This window comes from Streptomyces sp. NPDC004788, assembly GCF_053601115.1.
Genome location: NZ_JBSGBF010000032.1, coordinates 44,548 through 68,747, shown reverse-complemented (window position 1 = coordinate 68,747; position 24,200 = coordinate 44,548). Strand labels below are relative to the sequence as shown.

At 73.1% G+C, this 24,200-nt stretch carries 22 protein-coding genes; 13 read left to right on the top strand and 9 right to left on the bottom strand.

The annotated features are described in order from the left end of the window. Both scy and mce read right to left on the bottom strand, forming a co-directional pair. On the bottom strand, positions 1-3,378 hold a 3,378-nt coding region (gene scy, locus ACWEJX_RS16755), incomplete at its 3' end, for a polarized growth protein Scy (protein WP_451608191.1). A gap of 184 nt (positions 3,379-3,562) precedes the next feature. Then, positions 3,563-4,015, bottom strand: coding sequence for a methylmalonyl-CoA epimerase (mce, locus tag ACWEJX_RS16750; protein ID WP_403791999.1), 453 nt, complete (start codon positions 4,013-4,015; stop codon positions 3,563-3,565). Positions 4,016-4,152: 137 nt separating this feature from the next. On the opposite strand from mce, the gene ACWEJX_RS16745 reads away from it, so the two are divergent. From ACWEJX_RS16745 to ACWEJX_RS16730, 4 genes are all read left to right on the top strand, one after another. Then, entirely contained in the window at positions 4,153-5,355 is a 1,203-nt protein-coding gene (locus ACWEJX_RS16745; protein ID WP_451608182.1) for an acetyl-CoA C-acetyltransferase, read from the top strand. Positions 5,356-5,380: 25 nt separating this feature from the next. Beyond that, positions 5,381-6,337 carry a methylmalonyl Co-A mutase-associated GTPase MeaB gene (meaB, locus tag ACWEJX_RS16740; RefSeq protein WP_451608181.1) on the top strand — a complete coding sequence of 319 codons (957 nt, stop codon included), beginning with the start codon at positions 5,381-5,383 and terminating at the stop codon, positions 6,335-6,337. Positions 6,338-6,494: 157 nt separating this feature from the next. After that, complete coding sequence (locus ACWEJX_RS16735; RefSeq protein WP_451608180.1) at positions 6,495-7,172, top strand: hypothetical protein; 678 nt, start codon at positions 6,495-6,497, stop codon at positions 7,170-7,172. Continuing rightward, positions 7,169-9,601: a M48 family metalloprotease gene (locus ACWEJX_RS16730; protein ID WP_451608179.1), complete on the top strand. Its 2,433-nt coding sequence runs from the start codon at positions 7,169-7,171 to the stop codon at positions 9,599-9,601. The genes ACWEJX_RS16735 and ACWEJX_RS16730 overlap by 4 nt, the downstream gene beginning before the upstream one ends. Before the next feature lie 100 nt (positions 9,602-9,701). Here the strand turns inward: ACWEJX_RS16730 and ACWEJX_RS16725 are convergent, their stop codons facing one another. The 4 genes from ACWEJX_RS16725 to ACWEJX_RS16710 form a co-directional block, all read right to left on the bottom strand. Beyond that, a complete protein-coding gene (locus ACWEJX_RS16725; RefSeq protein WP_451608178.1) occupies positions 9,702-10,178 on the bottom strand; it encodes a MarR family winged helix-turn-helix transcriptional regulator in 477 nt (158 codons plus the stop codon). Between the two features lie 80 nt (positions 10,179-10,258). Next, the gene (locus ACWEJX_RS16720) at positions 10,259-11,053 is read right to left on the bottom strand and encodes an AIM24 family protein (RefSeq protein WP_451608177.1); all 795 of its coding nucleotides are present in this window, start codon (positions 11,051-11,053) and stop codon (positions 10,259-10,261) included. Further along, entirely contained in the window at positions 11,050-11,700 is a 651-nt protein-coding gene (locus tag ACWEJX_RS16715) for an AIM24 family protein (protein WP_451608176.1), read from the bottom strand. The genes ACWEJX_RS16720 and ACWEJX_RS16715 overlap by 4 nt, the downstream gene beginning before the upstream one ends. Further along, positions 11,700-12,338 (bottom strand): AIM24 family protein, encoded by a 639-nt coding sequence (locus ACWEJX_RS16710; protein WP_451608175.1) that lies wholly within the window; start codon positions 12,336-12,338, stop codon positions 11,700-11,702. Before ACWEJX_RS16710 ends, ACWEJX_RS16715 begins: the two co-directional genes overlap by 1 nt. 107 nt (positions 12,339-12,445) lie before the next feature. On the opposite strand from ACWEJX_RS16710, the gene ACWEJX_RS16705 reads away from it, so the two are divergent. The 3 genes from ACWEJX_RS16705 (at position 12,446) to ACWEJX_RS16695 (ending at position 14,908) form a co-directional block, all read left to right on the top strand. Next, entirely contained in the window at positions 12,446-12,790 is a 345-nt protein-coding gene (locus ACWEJX_RS16705; protein ID WP_451608174.1) for a DUF3817 domain-containing protein, read from the top strand. Beyond that, positions 12,787-13,083 (top strand): MTH1187 family thiamine-binding protein, encoded by a 297-nt coding sequence (locus tag ACWEJX_RS16700; RefSeq protein ID WP_451608173.1) that lies wholly within the window; start codon positions 12,787-12,789, stop codon positions 13,081-13,083. The genes ACWEJX_RS16705 and ACWEJX_RS16700 overlap by 4 nt, the downstream gene beginning before the upstream one ends. A 328-nt stretch (positions 13,084-13,411) precedes the next feature. Continuing rightward, positions 13,412-14,908 (top strand): IMP dehydrogenase, encoded by a 1,497-nt coding sequence (locus ACWEJX_RS16695; RefSeq protein ID WP_451608172.1) that lies wholly within the window; start codon positions 13,412-13,414, stop codon positions 14,906-14,908. Here the strand turns inward: ACWEJX_RS16695 and ACWEJX_RS16690 are convergent. Further along, entirely contained in the window at positions 14,905-15,375 is a 471-nt protein-coding gene (locus ACWEJX_RS16690; protein ID WP_451608171.1) for a MarR family winged helix-turn-helix transcriptional regulator, read from the bottom strand. The genes ACWEJX_RS16695 and ACWEJX_RS16690 overlap by 4 nt on opposite strands. Before the next feature lie 51 nt (positions 15,376-15,426). On the opposite strand from ACWEJX_RS16690, the gene ACWEJX_RS16685 reads away from it, so the two are divergent. The 6 genes from ACWEJX_RS16685 to ACWEJX_RS16660 all read left to right on the top strand — a co-directional run bounded on the left by ACWEJX_RS16685 (position 15,427) and on the right by ACWEJX_RS16660 (position 21,974). Beyond that, a complete protein-coding gene (locus tag ACWEJX_RS16685; protein ID WP_451608170.1) occupies positions 15,427-15,894 on the top strand; it encodes a MarR family winged helix-turn-helix transcriptional regulator in 468 nt (155 codons plus the stop codon). Between the two features lie 67 nt (positions 15,895-15,961). Then, complete coding sequence (locus ACWEJX_RS16680; RefSeq protein ID WP_451608169.1) at positions 15,962-16,648, top strand: hypothetical protein; 687 nt, start codon at positions 15,962-15,964, stop codon at positions 16,646-16,648. Between the two features lie 107 nt (positions 16,649-16,755). Further along, positions 16,756-17,427 carry a DUF4166 domain-containing protein gene (locus ACWEJX_RS16675; protein WP_451608168.1) on the top strand — a complete coding sequence of 224 codons (672 nt, stop codon included), beginning with the start codon at positions 16,756-16,758 and terminating at the stop codon, positions 17,425-17,427. Then, complete coding sequence (locus ACWEJX_RS16670) at positions 17,424-18,062, top strand: TetR/AcrR family transcriptional regulator (protein ID WP_451608167.1); 639 nt, start codon at positions 17,424-17,426, stop codon at positions 18,060-18,062. The genes ACWEJX_RS16675 and ACWEJX_RS16670 overlap by 4 nt, the downstream gene beginning before the upstream one ends. Before the next feature lie 90 nt (positions 18,063-18,152). Further along, entirely contained in the window at positions 18,153-20,009 is a 1,857-nt protein-coding gene (locus ACWEJX_RS16665; protein WP_451608166.1) for a glycosyltransferase family 2 protein, read from the top strand. 3 nt (positions 20,010-20,012) lie between these two features. Then, positions 20,013-21,974: a galactose oxidase-like domain-containing protein gene (locus tag ACWEJX_RS16660; RefSeq protein WP_451608165.1), complete on the top strand. Its 1,962-nt coding sequence runs from the start codon at positions 20,013-20,015 to the stop codon at positions 21,972-21,974. A gap of 44 nt (positions 21,975-22,018) precedes the next feature. Here the strand turns inward: ACWEJX_RS16660 and ACWEJX_RS16655 are convergent, their stop codons facing one another. Further along, positions 22,019-23,089 (bottom strand): glycoside hydrolase family 6 protein, encoded by a 1,071-nt coding sequence (locus ACWEJX_RS16655; RefSeq protein ID WP_451608164.1) that lies wholly within the window; start codon positions 23,087-23,089, stop codon positions 22,019-22,021. A gap of 65 nt (positions 23,090-23,154) precedes the next feature. After that, positions 23,155-24,153 (bottom strand): DUF5937 family protein, encoded by a 999-nt coding sequence (locus tag ACWEJX_RS16650; protein ID WP_451608163.1) that lies wholly within the window; start codon positions 24,151-24,153, stop codon positions 23,155-23,157. Positions 24,154-24,200 lie beyond the last annotated feature (47 nt).

The window sequence follows — 24,200 nt, the reverse complement described above, 5'->3', positions numbered from 1 at the left end:
GGCTTCGGCGGTGGCTTCGGTGATGAGGGTGTCGGCCTGTTCGGCGGCGTCGGCGCGGCGCTTGTCGGCGGCCTTGCGTGCCTCGTCGAGGACCTGTTCGGCGTCGGCGCGTGCGGCGGCGCGCAGGGCTTCGGCCTCGGCTTCGCCGTCGGCCTTGACCTGCTCGGCCTCGGTGACGAGTTCGGCCGCTTCCGTGGTGAGCCGTTCGGCTTCGGCGGTGGCTTCGGTGATGAGGGTGTCGGCCTGTTCGGCGGCGTCGGCGCGGCGCTTGTCGGCGGCCTTGCGTGCCTCGTCGAGGACCTTCTCGCCGTCGGCGCGCGCGGCGGCGCGCAGGGCCTCGGCCTCCGCTTCGCCGTCGGCCTTGACCTGCTCGGCCTCCGCGAGGAGCCGCGCCGCCTCCTCGGCGATGCGCTCGGCCTCCGCCGCCGCCTCGCCGATCAGCGCGTCCGCCTGCTCGGCCGCGTCGGCACGCCGCTTGTCGGCGGCCTTGCGCGCCTCGTCGAGGACCTGCTCGGCCTCCTCGGCGATGCGCTCGGCCTCCGCACGGGCCTCGCCGACGACCTTCTCGCCTGCCGCGGCCGCCTCGGAGCGGATCCGGTTGGCGTCCTCGCGGGCGTCCGCCCGGGTGCGGGCCGCGTCCTGCTCGGCCGAGGCCAGCGCGTCGGTGACCTCGGTCCGTACCCGCTGCGCGTACTCGGCGGTGTCCGAGCGGAGCTTCTCCGTCTCCGCGACGGTGTCCGAGCGGAGCTTCTCCACCTCGGCGGCGGTCTCCGAACGCAGCTGCTCCGCCTCGGCGAGCGCCTCCGTGACCGTCCGCTCCGCCAGCGCCTTAGCCGCCTCGGACTCCGCCCGGGCGCGCTCGCGCGTGCGGTTGGCGTCCTCGGTGGCCCGCTCCCGCTCCTCGTAGGCGTCGGCGCGGACCCGGTCCGCCTCCTCCTGCGCCTCGGTGCGGGTGCGCTCGGCGGCGTGCTCGGCCGCGCTGCGCAGGCCGGCGATCTCCTCCTCGGCCGTCTCGCGCAGGCCCGAGACCGAGTCCCGTACCTCCTGCGCGGTCGTCTCGGCCGTCGTGACCAGCTCGGTCGCGCGGGCCTCCGCCTCCTCGACCAGGCGGTGCGCCTCGGTCTGGGCGTCCTCGACCCGCTTGCGGGCGGAGGCGAGCAGCTCCTCGCTCCGTTCGCGGGCCAGTTCGCGCTCGCGGCCGGCCTCGGAACGGGCCGAGTCCAGCGTCTCCTCGGCCTCCCGGCGCCGCCGGTTGGCCTCCTCCTGGGCGGCGGCGAGGGCCTCCGCGGCCTCCGCGGCGACCCGCTCGGCGGCGGCCGCGGCCTCGGCGCGCAGCCGGTCCGCGGTCTCCTGCGCCTCGGACTTCAGCCGCTCGGCCTCGGTCTCGGCGGACTCGCGCAGCGCGGTCGCCGCGGTCTCCGCCTCCGTACGGGTGGTGGACGCGTCCGCGGCGGCCTCCGCGCGCAGCCGCTCGGCCTCGGTCTCCGCCTGCGCCTGCAGCGTACGGATCCGCTCGGCGGCCTCGGTGCGCTGCCGCTCGGTCTCCTCGGCGGCCTCGCGCCGGATCCGCTCGCCCTCGGCGCGCGCGTCGGTCAGCTCCTGGCCGGCCGACGCCAGCTTCGTCTCGGCCTCGGTGTGCAGCCGGGCCAGCTCGTCGGCGGCCTCCGCCTGCCGGGCCGCGGCGGCCCGCTCGGCGTCCTCGCGCAGCGCCGCGGCGGCGGCCTCCGCCGCCTCCTTGACGGACTCGGCCTGCTCCTCGGCCTCGGCGCGCATCCGCTCGGCCTCGGCGCGGGTGCGCTCCAGAGTCTCCTCGGCCTGGGTCCGCAGCGTCTGGGCGCGCTCCATCGCCTCGCCGCGCACCCGCTCGCTCTCGGCGCCCGCGCTCGCGCGCAGCTCGTCGGCGTCCCTGCGGGCCTTGGTGAGCAGCTCCTCGGCGGTCTTCGCCGCCTCCTCGATCTGGCCCACGGCCTCGCGGCGGGCCTCGCCGCGGATCCGCTCGCCCTCGGCGATCGCCTCGGCGCGCAGCTGCTCGGCCTCGCCGCGCAGCCGGCGGGCCTCCTCCTGCAGCTCGACCGTCTTGGCGCGGTACTCCTTGGTGTCGTCCTTCGCCGAACCGAGCAGCTCGTCGGCCTGCTCCTCGGCGGTGTGCCGCAGCCGGTCGGCCTCCGCCTCGGCGTCGCGGCGCAGCCGCTCCGCCTCCTCGGCGGCCTTGCGGGTGGTCTCCTGGGCGTCCTCGGACGCCTTGGTGAGGATCTCCTCGGCCTGCCGGGCGGCCCTGGCGAGCGCGGCGGCGGAGTCCTCCGCGGCGGCCGTACGGGCCTTCTCGCCGGCCTCCGAGACCATCTTCTCGGCGGCGGCGGTGGCCTCCCGGAGCTGCTCCTCGGCCTGCTCCTTGAGTGCCTCGGCCTCCTTGGTGGCCTCGCCGACCAGCCGGGCGATCTCCGCCTTCGCGGTACGGGTGCGCTGCTCGTTGGCGGTCTCGGCGCCGGCGATCTGCCGGGCCGCGGCGTCCTTGGCCTCGGCCAGGGTCCGCTCGGCCTCCGCGCGGGCCTCGCGCAGCCGCTCCTCGGCCTCCTGGACGCGGAGCTCGGCCGCGCGGGACAGCTCGGCGGCCTCGCGGCGGGCCTGCTCGGTCTCGGCCGCGGTGCTCGAACGCAGCTGCTCGGCGTGGCTGGTGGCCTCCTGCGCCTGGCCGGCCGCGGTGTTCAGGAGCCGCTCGGCGTCCTTGCGGGCGCGCAGCAGAATCGCTTCGGCCTCGGCCCGGGCGGCCTCCGCGTCGGCACCGACCCGGCGGCGGGTCTCCTCGGTGATCCGGGCGGCCTCGGCGCGGGCGGCGGCGAGCGAGGCCTCTGCCTCGGCGCGCGACTCCTCCATCAGGCGGCGGGCCTGGGACTCGGTGCGGGCGCGCAGCTGCTCGGCCCACGCCACGTTCTCGTTGACGTGCGACTCGACCGTCTGGCGGCGCTCGTTCAGCTCCTGGTCGAGCTGCTGGCGGCGCGTCACGGCCTCGGTGTGCAGCTCGGCCTGCAGGCGGGCCTGCTGCTCGGCGTGCTCCTGGAGGATGCGCTGCGTCTGGGCGCGGGCCTCGCGCAGCTCGCGCTCGGCGTCCTGGCGCAGCTGCTCGGCCTGCATCTGCGCGTTGCGCAGCATCTGTTCGGCCTGGTAGCCGATGTCCGCGCTGTCGTAGGCCGGCCGGGACGCGATGGTGCGGCGCGCCTCGTGGAGCTTGGCACGCAAGACCTCGACCTGGTAACCGAGGTCCTCGGCGTGCTGGACGGCCTTCTCCCGCTCCTTCTTCAGCCGCTCCATCTCGGCTTCGAAGCGCGAGAGATGGTCGTCTTCAGCTCGGTGGCTCTCCTGGCGTTCGTAGCCCCGCACTGCGCGGTCCATCCGTCCCCTGGTCGCAACACTCCAACGACACGCCCTCACGGCCGAGGACGGGCCCCCGGGGAATCGGCGCAGATCGGACGACCCCGACATCCCGACTTCGGTGCCGCGCGCACGCAGCCCCGACCGGCCCCGGCCCGGAGCCGCCCACTCTACCGGGCCGGGAATCCGGAGGTCAGTGCTCCGCTGAGGAGTGGTCAGCGGACGGCTCTGCCGAAGTGACCAGTTCCGTCAGGACACCGTGGCAGTCCTTGGGGTGGAGGAAGGTGATCCGGGAGCCCATGGAGCCGATCCGCGGCTCGTCGTAGAGGACCCGGACGCCCTTGTCGCGGATGGCCGCGGCGTCCCCGTCGACGTCGGCGGTGCCGAAGGCGATGTGGTGCACGCCCTCGCCGTTCTTGGCGAGCCACTTGCCCACCGCGGAGTCCTCCCGGGTGGGCTCCAGGAGCTGGAGGTAGGAGGCCCCGCCGTCCGAGGTCTCGTTGATCTTGAGCATGGCCTCGCGGACGCCCTGCTCCTCGTTGACCTCCTCGTGGAACACCTCGAAGCCGTAAGTAGCCCGGTAGAACTCCACGGTCTCGTCGAGGTTCCGGCAGGCGATCCCGATGTGGTCGATACGCGTCAGCATGCCTCCAGTGCAGCGCCGACCGGATGGTTACGCAACGTGCGCGCCGTCACACCGGCAGGCCGGTGACCCGGCGCGCCACGGCTCAGTACATTGGCGGTAAACCCTCGTTCACTCCTCATCCCAAGGGGCTGCGCCTCATGTCTGGAACGACCGGTACCACCTCAGTGATCGTCGCGGGCGCCCGCACGCCCATGGGTCGCCTGCTGGGCTCGCTCAAGTCCTTCTCGGGCGCCGACCTCGGCGGTTTCGCCATCAAGGCCGCCCTGGACCGGGCCGGCATCGGCGGTGACCAGGTGCAGTACGTGATCATGGGCCAGGTGCTCCAGGCGGGCGCCGGGCAGATCCCCGCCCGCCAGGCCGCCGTCAAGGCCGGCATCCCGATGAACGTCCCCGCGCTCACCATCAACAAGGTGTGTCTGTCGGGTCTCGACGCCATCGCGCTCGCCGACCAGCTGATCCGCGCGGGCGAGTTCGACATCGTCGTCGCGGGCGGCCAGGAGTCCATGACGAACGCCCCGCACCTGCTCCCGAAGTCCCGCGAGGGCTTCAAGTACGGCGCCATCGAGATGCTCGACGCCATGGCGTACGACGGCCTCACCGACTCCTTCGAGGGCATCGCCATGGGCGAGTCCACCGAGAAGCACAACACCCGCCTCGGCATCGGCCGCGAGGTCCAGGACGAGCTCGCCGCGCTGTCGCACCAGCGCGCCGCCGCCGCCCAGAAGAACGGCGTCTTCGAGGCCGAGATCACCCCGGTCGAGATCCCGCAGCGCAAGGGCGAGCCGGTCGTCTTCTCCCAGGACGAGGGCATCCGTGCCGAGACCACCGTCGAGTCCCTCGGCAAGCTCCGCCCGGCCTTCACCAAGGACGGCACCATCACCGCCGGCACCGCCTCGCAGATCTCCGACGGCGCCGCCGCCGTGGTCGTGATGAGCAAGGCCAAGGCGGAGGAGCTGGGCCTGGAGTGGATCGCCGAGATCGGCGCCCACGGCAACGTGGCCGGCCCGGACAACTCGCTCCAGTCGCAGCCGTCCAACGCGATCCTGCACGCCCTCAAGAAGGAGGGCATCGGCGTCGAGGAGCTCGACCTGATCGAGATCAACGAGGCGTTCGCCGCGGTCTCGTACCAGTCAATGAAGGACCTCGGCGTCACCCCTGAAAAGGTGAACGTCAACGGCGGCGCCATCGCGCTCGGCCACCCGATCGGCATGTCCGGCGCCCGCCTGGTGCTGCACCTGGCCCTGGAGCTGGGGCGCCGCGGCGGCGGCGTGGGCGCGGCGGCCCTGTGCGGCGGCGGCGGCCAGGGCGACGCCCTGATCGTCAAGGTCCCCGGCAAGTAACCCGTCACTGCAAGGAGCAGCGCACATGGTGGACGTCCCCGCACTGGTCGACCAGGCACGGGAGGGCCGGCCGCGCGCCGTGGCCCGACTGATCTCGCTCGTGGAGGGGGCGTCCCCGCAGCTGCGCGAGGTGATGGCGGCGCTCGCCCCGCTCACGGGCAACGCCTACGTGGTGGGCCTGACCGGCTCGCCCGGCGTCGGCAAGTCGACCTCGACCTCGGCGCTGGTCTCCGCGTACCGCAAGGCGGGCAAGCGGGTCGGCGTGCTCGCCGTCGACCCGTCCTCGCCGTTCAGCGGCGGCGCGCTGCTCGGTGACCGGGTGCGGATGGGGGAGCACGCCTCCGACCCGGGCGTCTACATCCGCTCCATGGCCACCCGCGGCCACCTCGGCGGCCTCGCCTGGTCCGCCCCGCAGGCCATCCGGGTCCTGGACGCGGCCGGCTGCGACGTGGTCCTGGTGGAGACCGTCGGCGTCGGCCAGTCGGAGGTGGAGATCGCCTCCCAGGCCGACACCTCGGTCGTCCTGCTCGCCCCGGGCATGGGCGACGGCATCCAGGCCGCCAAGGCGGGCATCCTGGAGATCGGCGACGTGTACGTGGTCAACAAGGCCGACCGGGACGGCGCCGACGCCACCGCCCGCGAGCTCAACCACATGCTGGGCCTCGGCGAGGCGCGCGGGCCCGGTGACTGGCGGCCGCCGATCGTGAAGACGGTCGCGGCGCGCGGCGAGGGCGTCGACGAGGTCGTGGAGGCCCTGGAGAAGCACCGGGCCTGGATGGAGGAGCACGGGGTCCTGGCGGAGCGCCGCCGGGCCCGGGCGGCCCGCGAGGTCGAGACGATCACGATCACGGCCCTGCGCGAGCGGATCGGCGACCTGCACGGCGACCGGCGCCTCGACGCGCTCGCGGAGCGGATCACGGCCGGTGAGCTCGACCCGTACGCGGCCTCGGACGAGCTGATCGCGAGCCTGACGGGCCGCTGACGGGCGAGACGGGAGGGCTCGGGCACGTACGTGCCCGAGCCTCTTTTCATGCCTCGACCTTGTGCCTCGACTTGAGCCTCAACTGGCCCTGCCCGTACGCCTGTTGGTCGACGGCGAACCCGTTGACGGGCTGGGGGTGTCCTGCGACGCTCGTGTCATGAACGGGGAGCCGGAAGAGACGAGGCGGACGGGCGACCGGAGGAAACACTGGACGACGGTGCTCGCCCGGGCCGCGGTGGCCCGTCTGGCTCCGGACGAGCTGGCCCTCTTCGAGGAGACGGCCGCCGCGTACTTCGCCCGGCCCGCGGCCGGGCGCACCGCACGAGCCGGTACCGGCGCGCCCCGGACCGAGCCGCTGGGCATGGGCATCGAGATGGCCGTCGACCTGGTCACCGGCGCGGCGCTCGCCGTCTCCGCCGAGGTCGCCCACCAGTTGTGCACGGACGCGGGCCGAGCCGTCGCCGAGCGCACCCGCCCCTGGCTGTCCCGCCTCCGCCGCCGCCCGGCCCCGCCGGCCGAGGAGCCCGCCGAGCCCCTTCCGGAGCTCGATCCCGCCGCCCTCGCACGCATCCACGCCCTCGCTCTCACGCGCGCCCGCACCCTCGGCCTCCCGGACGACCGCGCGGCCCTCCTCGCGGACGCGATCGTCGGCGCCCTGACCGTCCGCCCGCCGTCCGAAGAGCCGTCGCCGGCCCGGCCGGACGCGACCGGCACGCCTCCGTCCCCGGACGAGGGCGGCACGCCTCCGTCCCCGGCTCCGGCGGAGGGCGGGGACGATCCCGGCGCGCCCGGCACCACCGAGGACCCCGGGGCCGGGGAGGGGTGCGCGTCGTGACGGACGCGTCCGCGTTATCGGGCCGGGTGCGGCCGGATCCGTTCGCGGTCACCTCGGGGACGACCCTGCGGTTCGGGCTGCTCGTGCTGGCCATGTCGGCGGCGGCGACCACGGTCGGGGTGGCCTGGACCGGCTGGCTGGTCGTGCCGGACGGTGCCGACCCCGAGGCCATGCGGAGCTGTCTGTTCGGGATCCTGGACGACGTGCGGGCGGGGCGGCCCGCGCCGGAGTCCGACCAGTGGGCCCGGGTGTGCGGGGCCGTGTCCCCGCTTCGGTCCGTGCTGGTCACCATGGTGCCGCTGGCTCTGTTCTGGGCCGCCGTCCTCGCCCTGTACTGGGTGCGGCCCGCGCTGCGGGTCCGCCGTCGCGGACTGCGCCCGTTCCCGGTGGCCGCGCTGCCCGGGACGGCACGCGAGCTCGACCGGCTGCGCGAGCTCTCCGGCGTGCGTGAGCCGGTCGGCTTTCTCGTCGACCTGCTCGATCCCGGTGTCACCGGACTGGCGTTCGGGCGGCGAGGCCGCCGCCACATCGTGCTGGGACGCGGACTGCTCCGGCTGTACGAGCGGGATCCCGTCGCCTTCCGGGCGATCGTCCTGCACGAGCTGGCCCATCTGCGGAACCGGGACGTCGACATCGCCTTCGTGACGGACGCCGCCTGGTTCGTCTATCTGCGCGGCCTGTTGGTGCCCGCCCTCCTCACACCGCTCACCCCGTGGCTGAACCCGGCCGGCTCCGGGCCGCTGCTCTTCTACCTGCTGAGCGCCGGCCACCTCCTCCTCGTCGGCATGGTCGTCCCACTGGCCCGCAAGTCCGTGCTGCGCAGCAGGGAGCTGCACGCCGACGCCCGGGCCGCGCTCGTGCCCGGCGGCGCCGAGGGGCTGCGGGCCGTGCTCACGGCCGCGGCCGCCGCCCGGCCGCCCCAGGAGGCCCGCCCCTCCCGCCGGCGCCGCCGACGGAAGCCCGAGCCCCCAGCCCCGCCGACCGAACCGGCACCGCGGCTGACGTCGCCGGCCGAGCCCGCACCGCCGCCGGCCGAACCGGCACCGCCGCCGGCCGGGGCCACCGACCGGCCGGTCGAGCCCGCACCGCCGCCGGCCCCGCCGGTCGAACCGGCACCGCCACCGGCCGGGGCCACCGACCCCGAGGACGTGTTCGCCAACCATCCCGGCCCCCGCGCCCGGCTGCGCGCCCTCGACGATCCCGGGCTGCTGTTCGGGTTCAGCCCCGGCAGCGCGCTCGCGTTCGGGGTGGCCGCCGGCTTCGCGTACGAGCCGGTGATCGGACTGACGTCGGAGATCCCCGGCGTCGACCGCTACGGGGCGGTCGCCCTGCTGCCGCTGGCGCTCGTCCTGGGCGCCGGTCTCGCGCTCGCGATCTGGCGGGCCGAGCTGGCCGCCTTCCTCACGGGCGGGCGCTGGCGGCAGGCCGACATGGCCGGGCGGTTCCTCGGCCTGGGGCTCGCCCTCGGTAGCGCAGGCGACGACTACTACGCCCTGACGACGGGCTCTGTCATCGCGATCTCCCCGTGGACCCTGCTGCTCTCCCAGCTCACCCTCGGCATCGGCGGCTATCTCGCCGTCCGCTGGATCGCGGGGACCGCCCGCTCCTGGGTGCCGGTCGCGATGGCGGTCCGGCGGCCCGGCGCCGTCCTCGCCGGGCTGGTCGGCTGCACGGTCCTGCTGGTCGCCGTCTGGTTCGCGTATCTGCTCCAGCTCGGCGGCTGGTCGGAGGTGCTCGGCTGGAACGGGCCCGTCGCCGGACTCCCGGACGGCCTCCGCTTCCCGGTGGCGGCGGTGCTCGCCCTGCTGCCGCCCTCGTCGGCGGCGATGACGGCGCTGCTCGCGGCGGTCGCGCTCGTGCCGATGCTCGGCGGCCTCGCGGCCCGCCGGGCCGCCACCGGCGGCACCGTGCACCCCGGCCGCTGGCTGCTCGACCCCGTACCGCCGCGGTGGCGGCCGCCGGAGCCCGAGCCGGGGCCGGGGACCGCGCTGCGGGCCGCCGCGTGGGTCGGCGGCGGGGGAGCGGTGCTGTGCTGGGCGGTGCACGTGCTCAGTGCCCTGTTCCTGCCCGAGCTGCTGCTGTGGAGCCACTTCCTGTACGGGCTCGTCCTCGCCGCGCTCGTCCAGGTGGTCCTGGCCCTGGTGGTGGAGCGGCGGGTGCGCGGCCGGGCGCGGGAGCTGAGCCCGCTGCACGGCATCCTGGCGGCGGCGCTCGCCGGCCCGCCGCTGCACGTGGGGCTGCTGGTGTCCCGGGACCACTTCGGCTGTCTGCACTGGGGGTTCGACGCGGAGGAGTACTGCCGGTTGGTCCCGACCGGCGCAGCGTGGTCGATCGCCCTGCGCTTCCAGTGGTGGGGGCTCATCGCCGCGTGCCTCGTCCTGCTGCTCCGCGTCGGGCTCATGCGCGCCAGGAAGCGGCCGCAGGGATGACGGAGGGGTGACGGAGGGATGGCGGCGGCGGGGGGAGGGGCCGCCGACGTGACGAGGGCCCCGTCCGCCCGGACGGGGCCCTCGTCACGCCTGTGCGCGGCTACGGCTTCCCGCGGCGGCCGCGCAGCTGCTCCGCGATGGGCTTCAGCGACTCGTGCAGGTCGCCGAGGGCCTCGGGGCTGAGCTGGTCGATGAAGTGCTTGCGCACCGACTCGACGTGGTGCGGGGCGACCTTCCGCATGGTCTCCATGCCCTGGTCGGTGAGGACCGCGTACAGCCCGCGCCGGTCGGACTCGCAGTTCGCCCGCCGGACCAGACCGGCGTTCTCCATGCGGGTGATCTGGTGGGAGAGCCGGCTCTTCGACTGCAGGGTCGCCGCCGCGAGGTCGCTCATGCGCAGGCGCCGCTCCGCCGACTCCGAGAGGTTCACCAGGATCTCGTAGTCGTTCATCGTCAGGCCGAAGGGCTGGAGGTCCTTCTCCAGCTGGTACGTCAGCATTCTGTTGACGTCCAGATAGGTGCGCCAGGCGCACTGCTCGACGTCGGTGAGCCAGGGGGTGGCCGTCTCGGTCTCCATGTATGGATTCTACCTAAGAAGTTGAATACTTGACGAATTCTGGGAGTGTGTTCGACGCGTCACGCTCCGCAGACTACCGCTCACAGACCGAAGCGCCGCTGCAGGTCCCCGAGCTGGCCGGGAAGACGCGGTGCCGAGCCCAGGGGCCCCTGGCCGGAACCATGCGCCCCGGGCACACCGTGACCGCCCGGAACCCCCGGCTGTCCACCCGGCTCGCCGATCGCCCGGTCCGGCATCATCAGCTCCGTCGACTGGAGCAACACGGTACCCGCCCCGACGAACTCGAACTGGTGCTCCTCGCCCGACGAGCCGCCGATGCCGGTGAGCGCCCGCAGGCCGCCCATCACGCCCGTCAGGTAGCCGTGGTCGTAGTGGTGGCACGGGGACGGGCAGTCGGCCCAGCCGACCAGTGCCTGCGGATCGACCCGGAGCGGCGGCTCCATGAACACCACCGGCCCGTTCGACGCCGCCACGAACTTGCCCGTGCCGATCAGCGTCACGAAGCCCGGCACGATCGACTGCTTCAGCGCGAGCGAGGGCTGGTAGGCCAGCAGATTGCCGGACCGGATCGTCAGATTGCCCTCGTCCAGGTCGTACGAGTTGACGTCGAAGGCCCGGTCCGCGAGCAGCATCTTGCCGCTGCCCTCGGCCACCACCCAGTCGCTCGCGTGCAGCGGCGAGTGGAACGACGTACGGACCAGCCGGTCGAGCCGGCCGTGGCCGATGCCGTTGAACTCGATGCGCCCGTAGTAGGCGATCATCTTGCCCTTCTGCAGGAACCAGGGCGATCCCTTGAGCTCGACGCAGAAGGTGTAGGCGTTGACGTTGTCGTCCGACGGCAGGGACTGCGGGTCATGGATCACAGGGGTGCTCACAGCTTCTCCTCCGACGCCTGCACGTACACCGCGCCACTCCCGCTCAGCTCCAGCTGGAACGCCTCGCCCGAGCCGCGCCCCACCATGTCGCGCCAGCCGAGCGCGGCGGACAGCTTGTTGTTCACGTCGCCGTGGTGGGCCACGTACGCCTGCGGGTCCACGTGCACCGGGCGGCCCGGGGCGATCGGCAGCTCGATCACGCCGCCGTGCGCCATGACCGCCACCGCGCCGTGACCGCGCAGGGTGGTGGTGAACAGGCCCTGACCGGTGACCTGGCCGCGCACCATGCCCATGACCCCGCCCTGCGAGCCCATGAACATCGTGCCCTGCTCCAGCGTGCCCTCGAAGGCGAGCAGCCGGTCGGCCTCCACGTAGAGGGTGTCGCCGGTCAGCCGGATCACGTGGACGTGGTGTCCGCCGTGCCCGAACATCACCGTGCCGCTGCCCTCGACCGTCATCAGCGGCGTCGCCTCACCGGCCACCCGGCGGCCGATCATCGACATGACACCGCCCTGGCCGCCGGTCAGGTTCGGCGTGAAACTGACCTCGCCGCGGTACGCGAGCATCGCACCGCGCTGGCTGAAGAGCCGCTGCCCCGGGACGACCGTCGCCTCGACCATCTTCGAATTGACCTCGCGGAAGGACATCAGACGTCACCCCCGATCGTGTTCCGCTCGCTCGGCTGGACGTAGACCAGGCCGTCGCCCTCGAAGCGGATCTGGAACGCCTCGCCGCCGCCCTCGCCCAGGAAGGTGCGGAAGGTCACACCGGACTGGAAGTGCTGCTGGAGGTTGCCCTGGTGGGCGATGTACGCGCCGGGGTCCACGGACAGCGGGTACTGCGGGCTCACCCGCAGCACCACCGCCGGGCCGTCCGACATGATCGCGGCCTGCCCGGTGCCCTCCACGGTCGTGGTGAACAGGCCGTTGCCCGTCACGCCGCCGCGCAGTCCGGTGAAGGTGGTGCCGGTGCGCAGGCCGGCGTCGGTGCAGAGCAGATTGCTCGCCTCGACGTACAGCTTGTCGCCGTGCAGCTGGACCAGGTTGATCTCGGAGGCCCGGTCGGCGAACCAGCAGGTGCCCTGGCCGCGGACCTCCATCACCGCCATCTGCTCCCCGGTCAGCCGCCGGGTCACCATGCCGCGCAGACCCTCACCGCCGCCGCTCATCTTCTTGAACGCCATCTGGCCGTCGTAGGCCACCATGGAGCCGTTCTTCGCCTTCACGGCGTCGCCGGTCATGGTCACGGCGAGCACTTTGCTGCCCTGGAGTCGAAACGTTGCCACGGAGGGACCGTACTGGCCCCCCGGACAAAGGAACAGCAAAGTCGCCATGCACAATGGAACGGCCCTTGTGCATCCGTTCACAAGATCGAACGAAGGTGACCCCTGTCGTGGACATCAAGACCGCATCCTCACTGCACCGGCTCCGGCTCGTCTCCGCGCCGGAGGCCGTCTCGTTCCTGCTGCTCCTGGTCTGCTCGGTGCTGAAGCGGACGACGAGCTTCGACGCGGTGCCGGTCATGGGCATGGTCCACGGCGTGCTGTTCATCCTCTACGTGCTCTTCTGGCTGGACGCCTGGAACCGCACCAAGTGGGCCTTCAAGACGGCGGCCCTCTACTTCGTCCTCTCCGTCCTGCCCTTCGGCGGTTTCGTCGCCGAGCGCCGGCTCAAGCGCGAGGCCGAGGACGCGGTCATCGCCTCCCGCGCCCGCCGCGAGGGGGTCGTGAACGCATGATCGTCGCCTTCTCGGTCACCCCGCTCGGCGTCGGCGAGGACGTCGGCGAATACGTCGCCGACGCCGTCCGCGTCGTGCGCGAATCCGGCCTCCCGAACCGTACCGATGCCATGTTCACGTCCATCGAGGGCGAGACGTGGGACGAGGTCATGGACGTCGTGAAGCGCGCCGTAGCCGCGGTGGAGGCCCGTGCGCCCCGCGTCTCCCTCGTCCTCAAGGCCGACATCCGCCCGGGCGTCACGGACGGCCTGACGTCGAAGGTCGCGACGGTGGAGCGCCACCTGGCCGACTGACGGCCGCCACTTCTTCCCCGGCAGGCCGGGCCGGGCCGGGCCGAGCCGGGCCAAGCCGGGCCCAGCCGGGCCGGGCCAAGCCGGGCCAAGCCGGGACGGGCTTGACCCGGCCGGCGGCCCGATTCGCGCTGCGGCCGTCTTGATCGATAGGGTCCTCGGTCAACGACCGCACCCTCGTTCGATCCGTGGGCCGGTCAGGGCTCTGCCGCGGTGCGTGGCAACTCCACGGCTGCCGTGCCGATCTCTGCCTGCCCGGGCCCCGGGACACGGGGGGGGCGGTCCTCACGGCGCGGGGCAGTCGGCCCCGGCCGACGGGCCAGGAGGAACAGTGGCACAGATCATCGCCGAGGTCTCGCGGACGTTCAACGAGTTCCTGCTCCTGCCGAACCGGACTCGGACCGACTGCTCGGCCGCGACCGTCGACCTGCGCACGCCCCTGGTGCGGCACCCGGTGGGCGAGGCGTCGGCGATCGAGCTGCAGTCCCCGTTCACGTCGGCGATCATGCAGGCCGTCAGCACGCCCGAGCTGGCGATCGCGCTCGCGCGCAGCGGCGGGCTCAGCTTCGTGCACCACAACCAGCCGATCGGGGACCAGGCGGCGGCGGTCCGCCAGGTGAAGAACTTCAAGGCCGGATTCGTCACCAGCGACACCAACGTGCGCCCCGACGACAGCCTGGGCGCCCTGGCCGAGGTCATGCGCCGCACCGGCCACAACACCGCCGCGGTCACCCACGACGGGACCGCCACCGGCCGGCTGCTCGGCCTGGTCACCTCCCGGGACTTCCACCCCCAGCGCCATGACCTGGACGCACCGGTCAGCGGCCGGATGACCGCCGTCGCCGACCTGGCCCACGCCAGGCCCGACATCACCCTCTCCGAGGCCAACGCGCGGCTCTGGGACGAGCGCCTCGACTGCCTCCCGGTCCTCGACGCCGAGGGGCACCTGCAGCATCTGGTGTTCCGCTCCGACTACACGGACAACAAGCGCTTCCCCCATCAGCTCGTCGACTCCGCCAAGCGGCTGCGGGTGGGCGCGGGCATCAACACCCACGACTACCAGGAGCGCGTCCCGGCCCTGCTCGAAGCGGGCGTGGACGCGCTCTGCTTCGACTCCTCCGACGGCTACAGCGACTGGCAGGCCCAGGCCCTGACCTGGGTGAAGAAGCACTACCCGGAGATCCCGGTCGGCGGCGGCAACGTCGTCGACGGCGAGGCCTTCACCTTCCTCGCCGAGGCGGGCGCCGACTTCGTCAAGGTCGGCGTCGGCGGTGGCTCCATCTGCATCACGCGCGACCAGAAGGGCATCGGGCGCGGCCAGGCCAGCGCCGTCCTCGACGTCGCGGCGGCCCGGGACGCCTTCCGCGAGCGCACCGGCGCGTACGTGCCGATCTGCTCCGACGGCGGCCTCGTGCACGACTACCACGTGGCGCTCGCGCTGGCCATGGGCGCCGACTTCGTCATGATGGGCCGCTACTTCGCCCGCTTCGACCAGGCGGCCGGCGCGAAGCTGCCGACCCGCGACGGCTTCGTGAAGGAGTACTGGGGCGAGGGCTCCAACCGCGCGCGCAACTGGCAGCGCTACGGCCAGGGAGGCCAGGGACTGCTCTTCGAGGAGGGCGTCGACGGCTACGTCCCCTACGCCGGCGACCTCAACGAGGGCCTCGCCCTGACCGTCGCCAAGCTCAAGACCACCATGGTCTCCTGCGGCTCCACCACCCTCCCGGAGTTCCAGTCCACGGCCCGCCTCACCCTCGTCTCCGACCAGAGCTTCCAGGAGAGCCACGCGAACGTCACCGTGCGCGAGGCGTCGGCGACTGTGTCCTAGGCGACCTCCGCCGCCAGCGCGTCCAGGTGCCCCGCCACCCGCTGGAGCAGCTCCATCAGGGCCGCGTGCTCCTCGGGTGCCAGGCACTCCACCACCCGGGTCCGGAAGGTGCGGGTCTTCTCCGCGACGCGCCGGTGGCCCGCGCGGCCCTCAGCCGTGAGGGATATGAGCTCGTCGTCCGCGCGGTGCGCCCAGCCGCGGGCGACGAACTCGTCGACGTACGGGCGCATGGTGGGCTCGTCGGCCGTCAGGAAGGCGGCCATGGCCGCGTCGACGTCGGGCAGGGCGATCGGCTCGTAGGACAGGGTGTTGAGGACCTGCCAGCCGCGGCGGGTGAGGCCGTCGGCGGCGAAGAGGCGGCCCATGGTGTCTTCGAGCGTGCCGTCGATGTGGCGCAGCCAGTAGCCGAGCGGGCGCTCCTTGCGGACGTCGGGCATGGCTTCGGGCATGGCGTCGGGCGTGGTCATGATGGTTCCCCCTGATGTATGTCATCTGACAACAGTTGTAAACTAGCATGCATGTCCGACAGGGATCAAGAAGAAGCGCTGACCGCCGTCGAGCGCGCCATGGTGGCCATCCGCCGCAGTCAGACCCGCCGTCAGCTCGGCCGGCTCGCGTCGCCCGACGGGGGCGGCGCGGTCGACCCCACGCTGTTCGGTGTCCTCGACGCCGTCGAGGGCCGCGACGGCGCCTGCTCCGTCGGTGACGTGGCGACGGCCCTCGGGGTCGACCAGCCGCGGGCCAGCCGGCTCGTGGTCAAGGCCGTCGACGAGGGGTGGGTCGAGCGGGCGGCGGATCCCGCCGACGCGCGGCGGACGCTGCTGAGCCTCACCGCCGCCGGGCAGGAGCAGGTCGACCGCACCCACCGCTTCCGGCGGCAGGTCTTCGCGCGGGTGATGGCCGACTGGCCGGACTCCGACCGCACCGAATTCGCCCGGCTCATCACCGCGTTCGTCGACTCGCTCGCCAGGGCGACCCGGTCTTGAGCGAGTGCTCAACGCTGAGGTAACCTCCTCTTGAGCGGTCGCTCAAAACGGGGGAGGGGGCGGAGCCTTGGGGCTCTACGTCGAGGCGCGCGTGCGCGCCGGTCTGGAGACGCTCTGGGAGCGGACCCAGGATCCGGCGCAGCACGAGCGGTGGGATCTGCGGTTCACCGAGATCACCTACCTGCCCGGGGAGCCCGGCGCCGAGGCCGAGGGCGAGCCGCGGCGCTTCCGGTACGCCGTGCGCGTGCTGCCCTTCCTGGTCGTCGCCGGCACCGGTGTCTCCGCGGGGGAGCGCCACCGGGCCGGCGGCGAGCGGGTCTCCTCGCTGCGGTTCGCCTCGCCGGACCCGCTCTCCCTCCTCGCCGAGGGGAGCGGGTACTGGCGGTACGTCCCGCAACCGGACGGCGCCGACGGAATCCGGTTCCTGACCGGCTACGACTACCGGCCCCGCTGGGGACGCTTCGGCCGGCTCGCCGACCGGCTCGTCTTCCGGCCCCTCATGGGCTGGGCCACCGCCTGGTCCTTCGACCGGCTGCGCCTGTGGTGCGAGCACGGCATCACACCCGAGCGCGCCCGCACCCACTGGCAGCTCGAACTCGCCGCCCGCGCCCTACTGACGGTCCTCGGCGCCGCCGTCCACCCCGCGGCCCTGGCCCTCGCCTGCGCCGCCGCCCTCCTCGTACCGCCGTCACCGCGCACCCCGGCCGCCCGCCGTTGTCTGCGCACCCCACCGGAGAAACCGGAGAAGCCGTGAGAACCGACAATCCGAGCCCGAGCCCGAGCCCGAGCCCGAGCCCGAGTGCGAGTGCGGGTTCGAACCCGGGCCCGAGTCCGAATCCGAGCTCGATCTTCCGCACCGCCATGGGCGAGGACGCCTTCGCCCGCCTGCACCCCGAGCTCCGGCGGCGCTTCTCCGTCGGCCTCGCGAGCGGTGAACTCTGCGTCGGACGCGGCGTCATGGACCGGATCTGGCACGGCCGGGGGCTCACACGGCATCTCGTCCGCCCGTTCCTCGCGCTCGGCTCCACCCGCAACATCCTGCTCCCGCACGCCGGCCGCGACGTGCCCTTCACCATCGAGAACGTGCCGTACCTCGACTCGTACGGCCGCGAGACCGTCACCTTCGTACGGACCTTCCGCCTCCCCGGCGGGCCGCGCCGCTTCGACGCCACGATGGTGGCCGGCCCGGCGCCCGGCACCGTGCTCGACTACCTCGGCACCCACCAGCACCTCGCCAGCGAACTGCGCCTGTCCGCCGAGCCCGACGGATCGCTGCTCATCCGCTCCGGCGAACACCGCTTCCGCGAGGGCCCGGTGGACGTCCGCGTGCCCGCGCTCGTCGGCGCCGACGCCGAGGTGCGCGAGTCCTTCGACGAGCGCACCGGCCGGTTCCGCATCCGGGTCCGGGTGGTCAACCCGTACGTCGGACCGCTGTTCGGGTACGAGGGCTCCTTCACCGCCTCGTACGCGTCCGTGCGCTCCTGCGGCGTCCGCCCGGGGCTCCGCCCCGTACGCGAGGAGGCCCGCGCGTGAGCACCGAGGAGACCCGCCGCAAGCTGCTGGAAGGCGCCCTTCAGGTCCTCGTCGAGCAGGGCATCGCCAAGACGTCGGCACGGTCGGTTGCGACGGCCGCGGGGGTCAACCAGGCGCTGGTCTTCTACCACTTCGGGTCGGTGGACGAACTCCTCGCCGCCGCCTGCCGGTACGGCGCCGAGCAGCGGGTCGCGCAGTACCGGGAACGGCTCGGTGATGTCGGAAGCCTTTCCGAACTCCTCGCCTTCGCCCGCGAGATGCACGTCGAGGAGCGGGCCGCCGGACAGGTCGCCGTGCTCGGGCAGCTGCTCGCCGGCGCGCAGACGCATCCCCGGCTCGGGCCCGCCACGGCCGCCGGGCTCGACCTGTGGATCACGGAGATCGAGCAGGTGCTGCGGCGGGTGCTCGCCGGCGGCCCGCTCGACGGCGTCGTCGACCCGGCCGGCCTCGCCCGCGCGGTCGCCGCCTCCTTCGTCGGGCTCGAACTGTACGAAGGGGTCGACCCGGCCGGTGCCGGAGCCGCGCTCGACACGCTCGAACACCTGGGCACCCTCGTGGCCGCGCTCGACGGCCTCGGACCGGTCGCCCAGAAGGCCGTCCGCCTCGCACTGCGCCGAAAGGGTCGACTTCCGTAAAACCGCTCACTCGGACGCTTCCAGTCGACACGCCGATGTACGTCCCTTTTCGTGGGGCTATCGACCCGTTCGACACCAGCTGGAGGCACCGTGCGGCCGGGAGGCTACGACTACGACACCTACAGCCGACTCGCCGGTCCCCTCACGGACCCCGACCCGGACCCGGCGGCCGGGGGCTACCGGGTGCGGTACCGAAGCCTGCTCTCGAAGGAACCGCACCGAATACGAGCCGTCCTCCTCATGGGCCTCGCGCCCCTGCTCTCCGCGCTGCTCCTGGTGTACCTCGTCTGGCCGAGCCACTGGACCGTCCGCGAGGGCGACGACGTCTGGCGCGTCCCGTACGACACCGTGATGCTGGTCTCGATCGGGCTCATCTGCTTCTTCATGCTGGTGAACGTCACGTCGATCGCCCACGCCACCCTCGTCGCCCGCGACCCCATACCCGTGCGCGCCGAACCCGGCACCCGGGTCGCCTTCCTCACCACGTACGTGCCCGGCAAGGAACCGCTCTCCATGGTCCGGGCCACCCTCGAAGCCGCGGTCCGGCTGCGGCACGACGGGCCGCTCGACGTGTGGCTGCTCGACGAGGGCGACGACGCCGCCGCCAAGGCCCTGTGCGAGGAGCTCGGCGTCCGCCACTTCACCCGGGCCGGCGTCCCCGAGTGGAACCGCAGGAAGGGCGTCCACAAGGCGCGTACCAAGCACGGCAACTACAACGCCTGGCTCGCCCTGCACGGCGACGCCTACGAGTTCTTCGCCTCCGTCGACACCGACCACGTGCCGCTGCCGAACTTCCTGGAACGGATGCTCGGCTTCTTCCGCGACCCCGACGTCGCCTTCGTCGTCGGCCCGCAGGTCTACGGCAACTACACCACCGCCGTCACCAAGGCCGCCGAGTCGCAGCAGTTCCTCTTCCACGCGCTGATCCAGCGGGCCGGCAACCGCTACCGCGCCCCCATGTTCGTCGGCACCAACAACATCGTGCGGATCGCCGCCCTCAAGCAGATCGGCGGCCTCGTCGACTCCATCACCGAGGACATGGCCACCGGCTTCGAACTGCACCGCAGGAAGAACCCGGCGACCGGCCGCCACTGGCGCTCCGTCTACACGCCCGACGTGCTCGCCGTGGGGGAGGGGCCCGCCTCCTGGACGGACTTCTTCACCCAGCAGCTGCGCTGGTCGCGCGGCACGTACGAGACGCTCCTCAGGCAGTACTGGAAGGCGCCCTTCCGCACCCCGCCCGGCCGGCTCCTCAACTACACGCTGATGCTCGTCTACTACCCGATGACGGCCGTCAACTGGCTCCTCGGCATCCTCTCCTGCGTCCTCTTCCTCTGGATCGGCGCCTCCGGCACCCAGGTCTCCTCCTCGGTCTGGCTGATGATCTACAGCGACGCCGTCGCCCTCCAGATCGGCCTCTACCTGTGGAACCGGCGCCACAACGTCTCGCCGCACGAACCCGAGGGCTCCGGCGGCCTCGCCGGCATGGCGATGTCCGCGCTCTGCGCGCCGATCTACCTCAAGTCCCTCGGCTCGGCGCTGCTCCGCACCCGCGGCCGCTTCGTCGTCACCCCCAAGGGCGGCGAGGCCAGCCCCGACCGCGTCCTCACCTTCCGCATCCACCTCTACTGGGCGGCCGTGCTCGTCGCCTCCCTCGCCGCCTCCGTCCACTACGGCCACACCCACGCGGCCATGCGCACCTGGGCCGTCCTCGCCCTGCTCATCGCGCTCGCCCCGCTCGCCGTCTGGACCTTCACGAGCCTGCGCGCCCGCCACCGGAACCGGGTCCGCGACGAGCTCCGCACCGCCGCCCGGGCCCGGGCCCGCGCCCGCGGCCGTGCGGACGCCGCCGAGGGCCTCGGCCGGGTCACCGTCGTCACCGCCCCGGCCCCCGCGAAGGCCGGACCCGCCCCCACCACCGCGCCCACGACGAGCGGAGGGAACTGAGCCATGGCCTACCGGCCGTCCAAGCAGTTCAAGAAGACCCTGTTCGGCAGCGGCGCCGTGCTCGTCCTCGCGGCCCTCAACGCCCCCGCCGCCGTCTCCTTCGCGACCGAGAAGTACCACGCGTACAAGATCGCCCAGCCCGGCTACCAGAAGAAGTACGGCTCCTGGGCCGTCGTCGACGTGCCCCCGCAGTACCGGATCAACGCCATCCACGCCGCCCTGCTGCACACCGGCAAGGTGCTGCTCGTCGCCGGCTCCGGCAACAACCAGAAGAAGTTCGACGCCGGCACCTTCGACACCATCCTCTGGGATCCCGCCAAGAACACCTTCAAGAAGATCCCCACCCCCGAGGACTTCTTCTGCTCCGGCCACACCCAGCTCGCGAACGGCCACCTCCTCATCGCCGGCGGCACCGCCCGCTACGAGGTCCTCGACGGCGAGGTCAAGAAGGCCGGCGGCGGCATGCGGGTCAAGAACGAGAGCCCCGACAAGGCCGTCACCCTCAAGAAGGGCACCGTCTTCCGTTCCCCGTCCGGCGTCGAGTACGTGTCGAAGTTCGACGTCACCGTCCCCAAGGCGAAGCGCGAGTTCGAGATCTCGTACTTCAAGAGCGGCCAGATGAAACCGTGGAAGACCAAGGTCACCGCGGCCGAGGCACGGGTCTTCGTCGAGGCCGTCAAGGAGGGCCCGCAGGCGCTCACCACCGAGGCCGCGCAGTACGAGGTCGTCGGCCTCAAGGGCGACGACGCCGACAACGTCTACGGCCTCGCGCAGAAGCTCACCACCGAGAAGCAGGACTTCCAGGGCATCAAGGCCGCCTACGAGTTCGACCCGAAGGCCGAGCGCTACATCCCGGTCTCGCCCATGAAGGACGCCCGCTGGTACCCCACCCTCGTCACCCTCGACGACGGCAGGGTGCTCGCCGTCTCCGGCCTCAACGACGTCGGCGACGTCGTCCCCGGCGACAACGAGATCTACGACCCCGCCACCAGGAAGTGGTCCAAGGGCCCCTTCCACTACTTCCCGACCTACCCCGCGCTCTTCCTCACCAAGGGCGGCAAGCTCCTCTACACCGGCTCCAACGCCGGCTACGGCCCCGCCGACAAGGGGCGCGAACCGGGCCTGTGGGACCTGAAGAAGAACTCCTTCACCAAGCTCCCCGGGCTCACCGACCCCGACCGGCTGGAGACCTCCGCCTCCCTGCTGCTGCCGCCCGCGCAGCACCAGAAGGTGATGGTCCTCGGCGGCGGCGGGGTCGGCGAGTCGCCCGCCTCCACCGCCCGCACCTCGATCATCGACCTGTCCCAGGACAGCCCCGTCTTCCAGGACGGCCCCCGGCTGCCCCAGGGCACCCGCTACCTCAGCAGCGTGCTCATGCCCGACGACACCGTCTTCACCAGCGGCGGCTCGGGCGACTACCGCGGCCGCAGCGGCAGCGACATCCTCAAGGCGCAGTTCTACGACCCGAAGAGCAACGCCTTCAGCGAGGCCGCCGAGCCGACCGTCGGCCGCAACTACCACTCCGAGGCGCTGCTCCTGCCCGACGGCCGGGTCGCCACCTTCGGCTCCGACCCGCTCTTCGACGACGCCGACAACACCAAGCTCGGCACCTTCGAGCAGCGCATCGAGGTCTTCACCCCGCCCTCCCTGCACCGGGCCGGCGCCGACCGGCCGACGCTCGGCGAAGGCCCGCGGGAAATCGACCAGAACGGCCGCGCCACCTTCAAGACCAAGGACGCCGGCCGGATCGCCAAGGCCCGGCTGATGCGTCCCAGCGCCGTCACCCACACCACCGACGTCGAACAGCGCTCGGTGGAACTGGGGCTGACGAAGGACCCGGACGGCGTCACGGTCACCGTGCAGGTGCCGAAGGACCGGACCCTCGTGCCGCCCGGCTGGTACATGCTGTTCGTGACGGACCGGGACGGCATCCCGTCCGAGGCGAAATGGATCCAGGTGTCCTGACCGGCCGCCTCAGGGGCCGGCCGGCCCCCGGCGCAGCGGTCGGCTCACTCCTTGGCCCGGCGCGCCAGGCCGAGGGCGTACTCCGGCCACCATGTCCCCGCGGCCGGGCCGCCCCGGCAGGTGCCGTCCGAGTCGCCGGGCCGCTTGATCCACAGGTACGCGTCGACCAGCTCGTCCCCGGTCCGGTCCGTCGGCGGAACGCCGAGGGCCCGGCCGGGCGGGTTGCACCAGCCCTCGGCACGGTCGCCGGGCAGCGGCCCGTCGCCGTTGCGGCTGGTGTCGATGGTGAAGTGGGCGCCGCCGAGCAGCCGCGACAGACCCGCGCCGAAGCCCCGGACGACGTCGTTGGTCTGGAAGTTCGACACGTTCAGCGCGAAACCGTCGGCCCGCCCGACGCCCGCCCGGCGCAGCGGCTCCACCAGCTTGTCCGGGGTGTGCAGCCAGGCCGGATTGCCGGCGTCGAGATAGACCCGGGTGCGCGGCTGCCGCTTGAACCGGTCCACCGCGTCCGCGAGCAGCTGCAGCCGCTCCTCGTGGTACTCGGCCGGGGTGCAGCCGTCCACGATATGCGGCACCGCGTCCGGCTCCAGGATCACCACCGCCGGCGCGTCCCCGATCGCCCCGGCGAAGGCGTCCACCCAGCTCCGGTACGCCTGGGCGTCGTGCGCCCCGCCCGCCGAGTACTTCCCGCAGTCACGGTGCGGGATGTTGTACGCGACGAAGACCACGGTGCGCTTGTCGCGCGCCGCGCCCCGGACCGCCTTGGTCACGTCCGGTACGGGGTCGGCGCCGTCCGGCCAGTCGGCGACCGGCCGCTCCGAGATCCGTCGCAGCACCCTCGCGTCCTCGGTACGGCCCTGCGCCTCGTACGCCTTCACCTGCCGGGCCGCGTCGCTGTCCGGGTCCACCCAGAACGGCGAGCCGCCGGTCGGGGGCGCCGCCTCGCCGTGCGCGGAGGGCGGGCCGACCGGAGCGGCCGGCCCGCCGGAGCCCGTGCCGCAGCCGGCGAGCAGCAGCGCGCCGGCCAGGGCGAGGGAGCAGACGCGGGCGGGCACGACGACGCGGGCGGGCACGACGACGCGGACGGGGACGACGACGTGACGGCGGCGGGACATCCGGCCCCCAGGTTCGGGCTACGGGACGATGGCTGGTGACAGGCCGGGCCATCGTGACATAACGGTCAGTCGGCGTCCGGCTGCGACACCGCGAGCGCGATCCCCAGCGGCGTCCGCTCGTACAGCACCTGGTGCCCGTAGCGGCGCGAGGTGAGCAGACCGGCCCCGCGCAGCACCGACAGATGCGCCGACACCGAGGAGGGCGCGAGCCCGAGCCGGTGCGCGAGCGCCGAGGTCCCGGCCGGCTCCTCCAGCGCGCACAGCACGTCCGCCCTGGCCCGCCCGAGCAGCCGCGCCAGCGCGTCCGGCGTGCGCTCCCGGGCCTCGGTCCACAGCCCGCCGATGCCCCGCGCCGGATACGCGACCGTCGGCTGCCACGGCGGATCGAAACCGCTCACCACGTCCGGCCAGGTGAACACGGACGGAAGCAGGACCAGCCCCTGCCCGTCGAGCGCCCGCACGTGCTGCCCGCGGTAGTCCACCGTCAGCGTCGCCGTCTCCTCCACCCACCCGAACGCCGGATGCAGCTCCGTGAGCAGCCGCTCCAGACCACCCTCGGCGAGCCGCCGCGAGTGGTACGCCACGTCCGCTTCGAGCAGTGCCCGCAGCCTCGGCCAGTCGGGCGCCACCAGCGCCTCCCAGGCCCGTTCCACCAGATCCGCCAGCCACTGCACGGAACCGGCCGGATCCGAGAGCATCCGCCGCCCCGCCGGGGTCCGTTCCGCCCCGGGCGTCTCGGCCAGCGCCCGGGCGAGATCATCCGCCACGAGGGCCGGATCGGTCGCCCGTACGGCCGCGATCTCCTCCTCGAACGTCGCCGCGGGCCCGATCGGCGGCGGATAGAGGAAGTCCGGGTTGTGCCCGCGCGACGGCATCAGCAGATGCAGCGGCCCGAGATCCACCCCGCGCGCCGCCTCCGCGACCCGCCGCAGCCACGGCAGGTGATACCGCTGCTTCCCCGGCCGCGCCAGCACCCGCACCGCGCACTGCGTCTCCCACAGCGGCGAGATCGCGAACCGGATGCGCAGCGGATCGGCCTCGCCGAAGTGCAGGTGGTACGGCACGGGACCCCCGGAAGCGCGACAGGATTCGGCTGGAGCCGAAAGTCTAG

Excerpts from the sequence above, each read along its gene's own strand:
- mce (WP_403791999.1), bottom strand. The coding sequence starts at position 4,015 with ATGCTGACGCGTATCGACCACATCGGGATCGCCTGCCGGAACCTCGAC.
- ACWEJX_RS16745 (WP_451608182.1), top strand. The coding sequence starts at position 4,153 with ATGTCTGGAACGACCGGTACCACCTCAGTGATCGTCGCGGGCGCCCGC.
- meaB (WP_451608181.1), top strand. The coding sequence starts at position 5,381 with ATGGTGGACGTCCCCGCACTGGTCGACCAGGCACGGGAGGGCCGGCCG.
- ACWEJX_RS16735 (WP_451608180.1), top strand. The coding sequence starts at position 6,495 with ATGAACGGGGAGCCGGAAGAGACGAGGCGGACGGGCGACCGGAGGAAA.
- ACWEJX_RS16725 (WP_451608178.1), bottom strand. The coding sequence starts at position 10,178 with ATGGAGACCGAGACGGCCACCCCCTGGCTCACCGACGTCGAGCAGTGC.
- ACWEJX_RS16715 (WP_451608176.1), bottom strand. The coding sequence starts at position 11,700 with ATGTCCTTCCGCGAGGTCAATTCGAAGATGGTCGAGGCGACGGTCGTC.
- ACWEJX_RS16700 (WP_451608173.1), top strand. The coding sequence starts at position 12,787 with ATGATCGTCGCCTTCTCGGTCACCCCGCTCGGCGTCGGCGAGGACGTC.
- ACWEJX_RS16690 (WP_451608171.1), bottom strand. The coding sequence starts at position 15,375 with ATGACCACGCCCGACGCCATGCCCGAAGCCATGCCCGACGTCCGCAAG.
- ACWEJX_RS16685 (WP_451608170.1), top strand. The coding sequence starts at position 15,427 with ATGTCCGACAGGGATCAAGAAGAAGCGCTGACCGCCGTCGAGCGCGCC.
- ACWEJX_RS16675 (WP_451608168.1), top strand. The coding sequence starts at position 16,756 with ATGGGCGAGGACGCCTTCGCCCGCCTGCACCCCGAGCTCCGGCGGCGC.
- ACWEJX_RS16660 (WP_451608165.1), top strand. The coding sequence starts at position 20,013 with ATGGCCTACCGGCCGTCCAAGCAGTTCAAGAAGACCCTGTTCGGCAGC.
- ACWEJX_RS16655 (WP_451608164.1), bottom strand. The coding sequence starts at position 23,089 with ATGTCCCGCCGCCGTCACGTCGTCGTCCCCGTCCGCGTCGTCGTGCCC.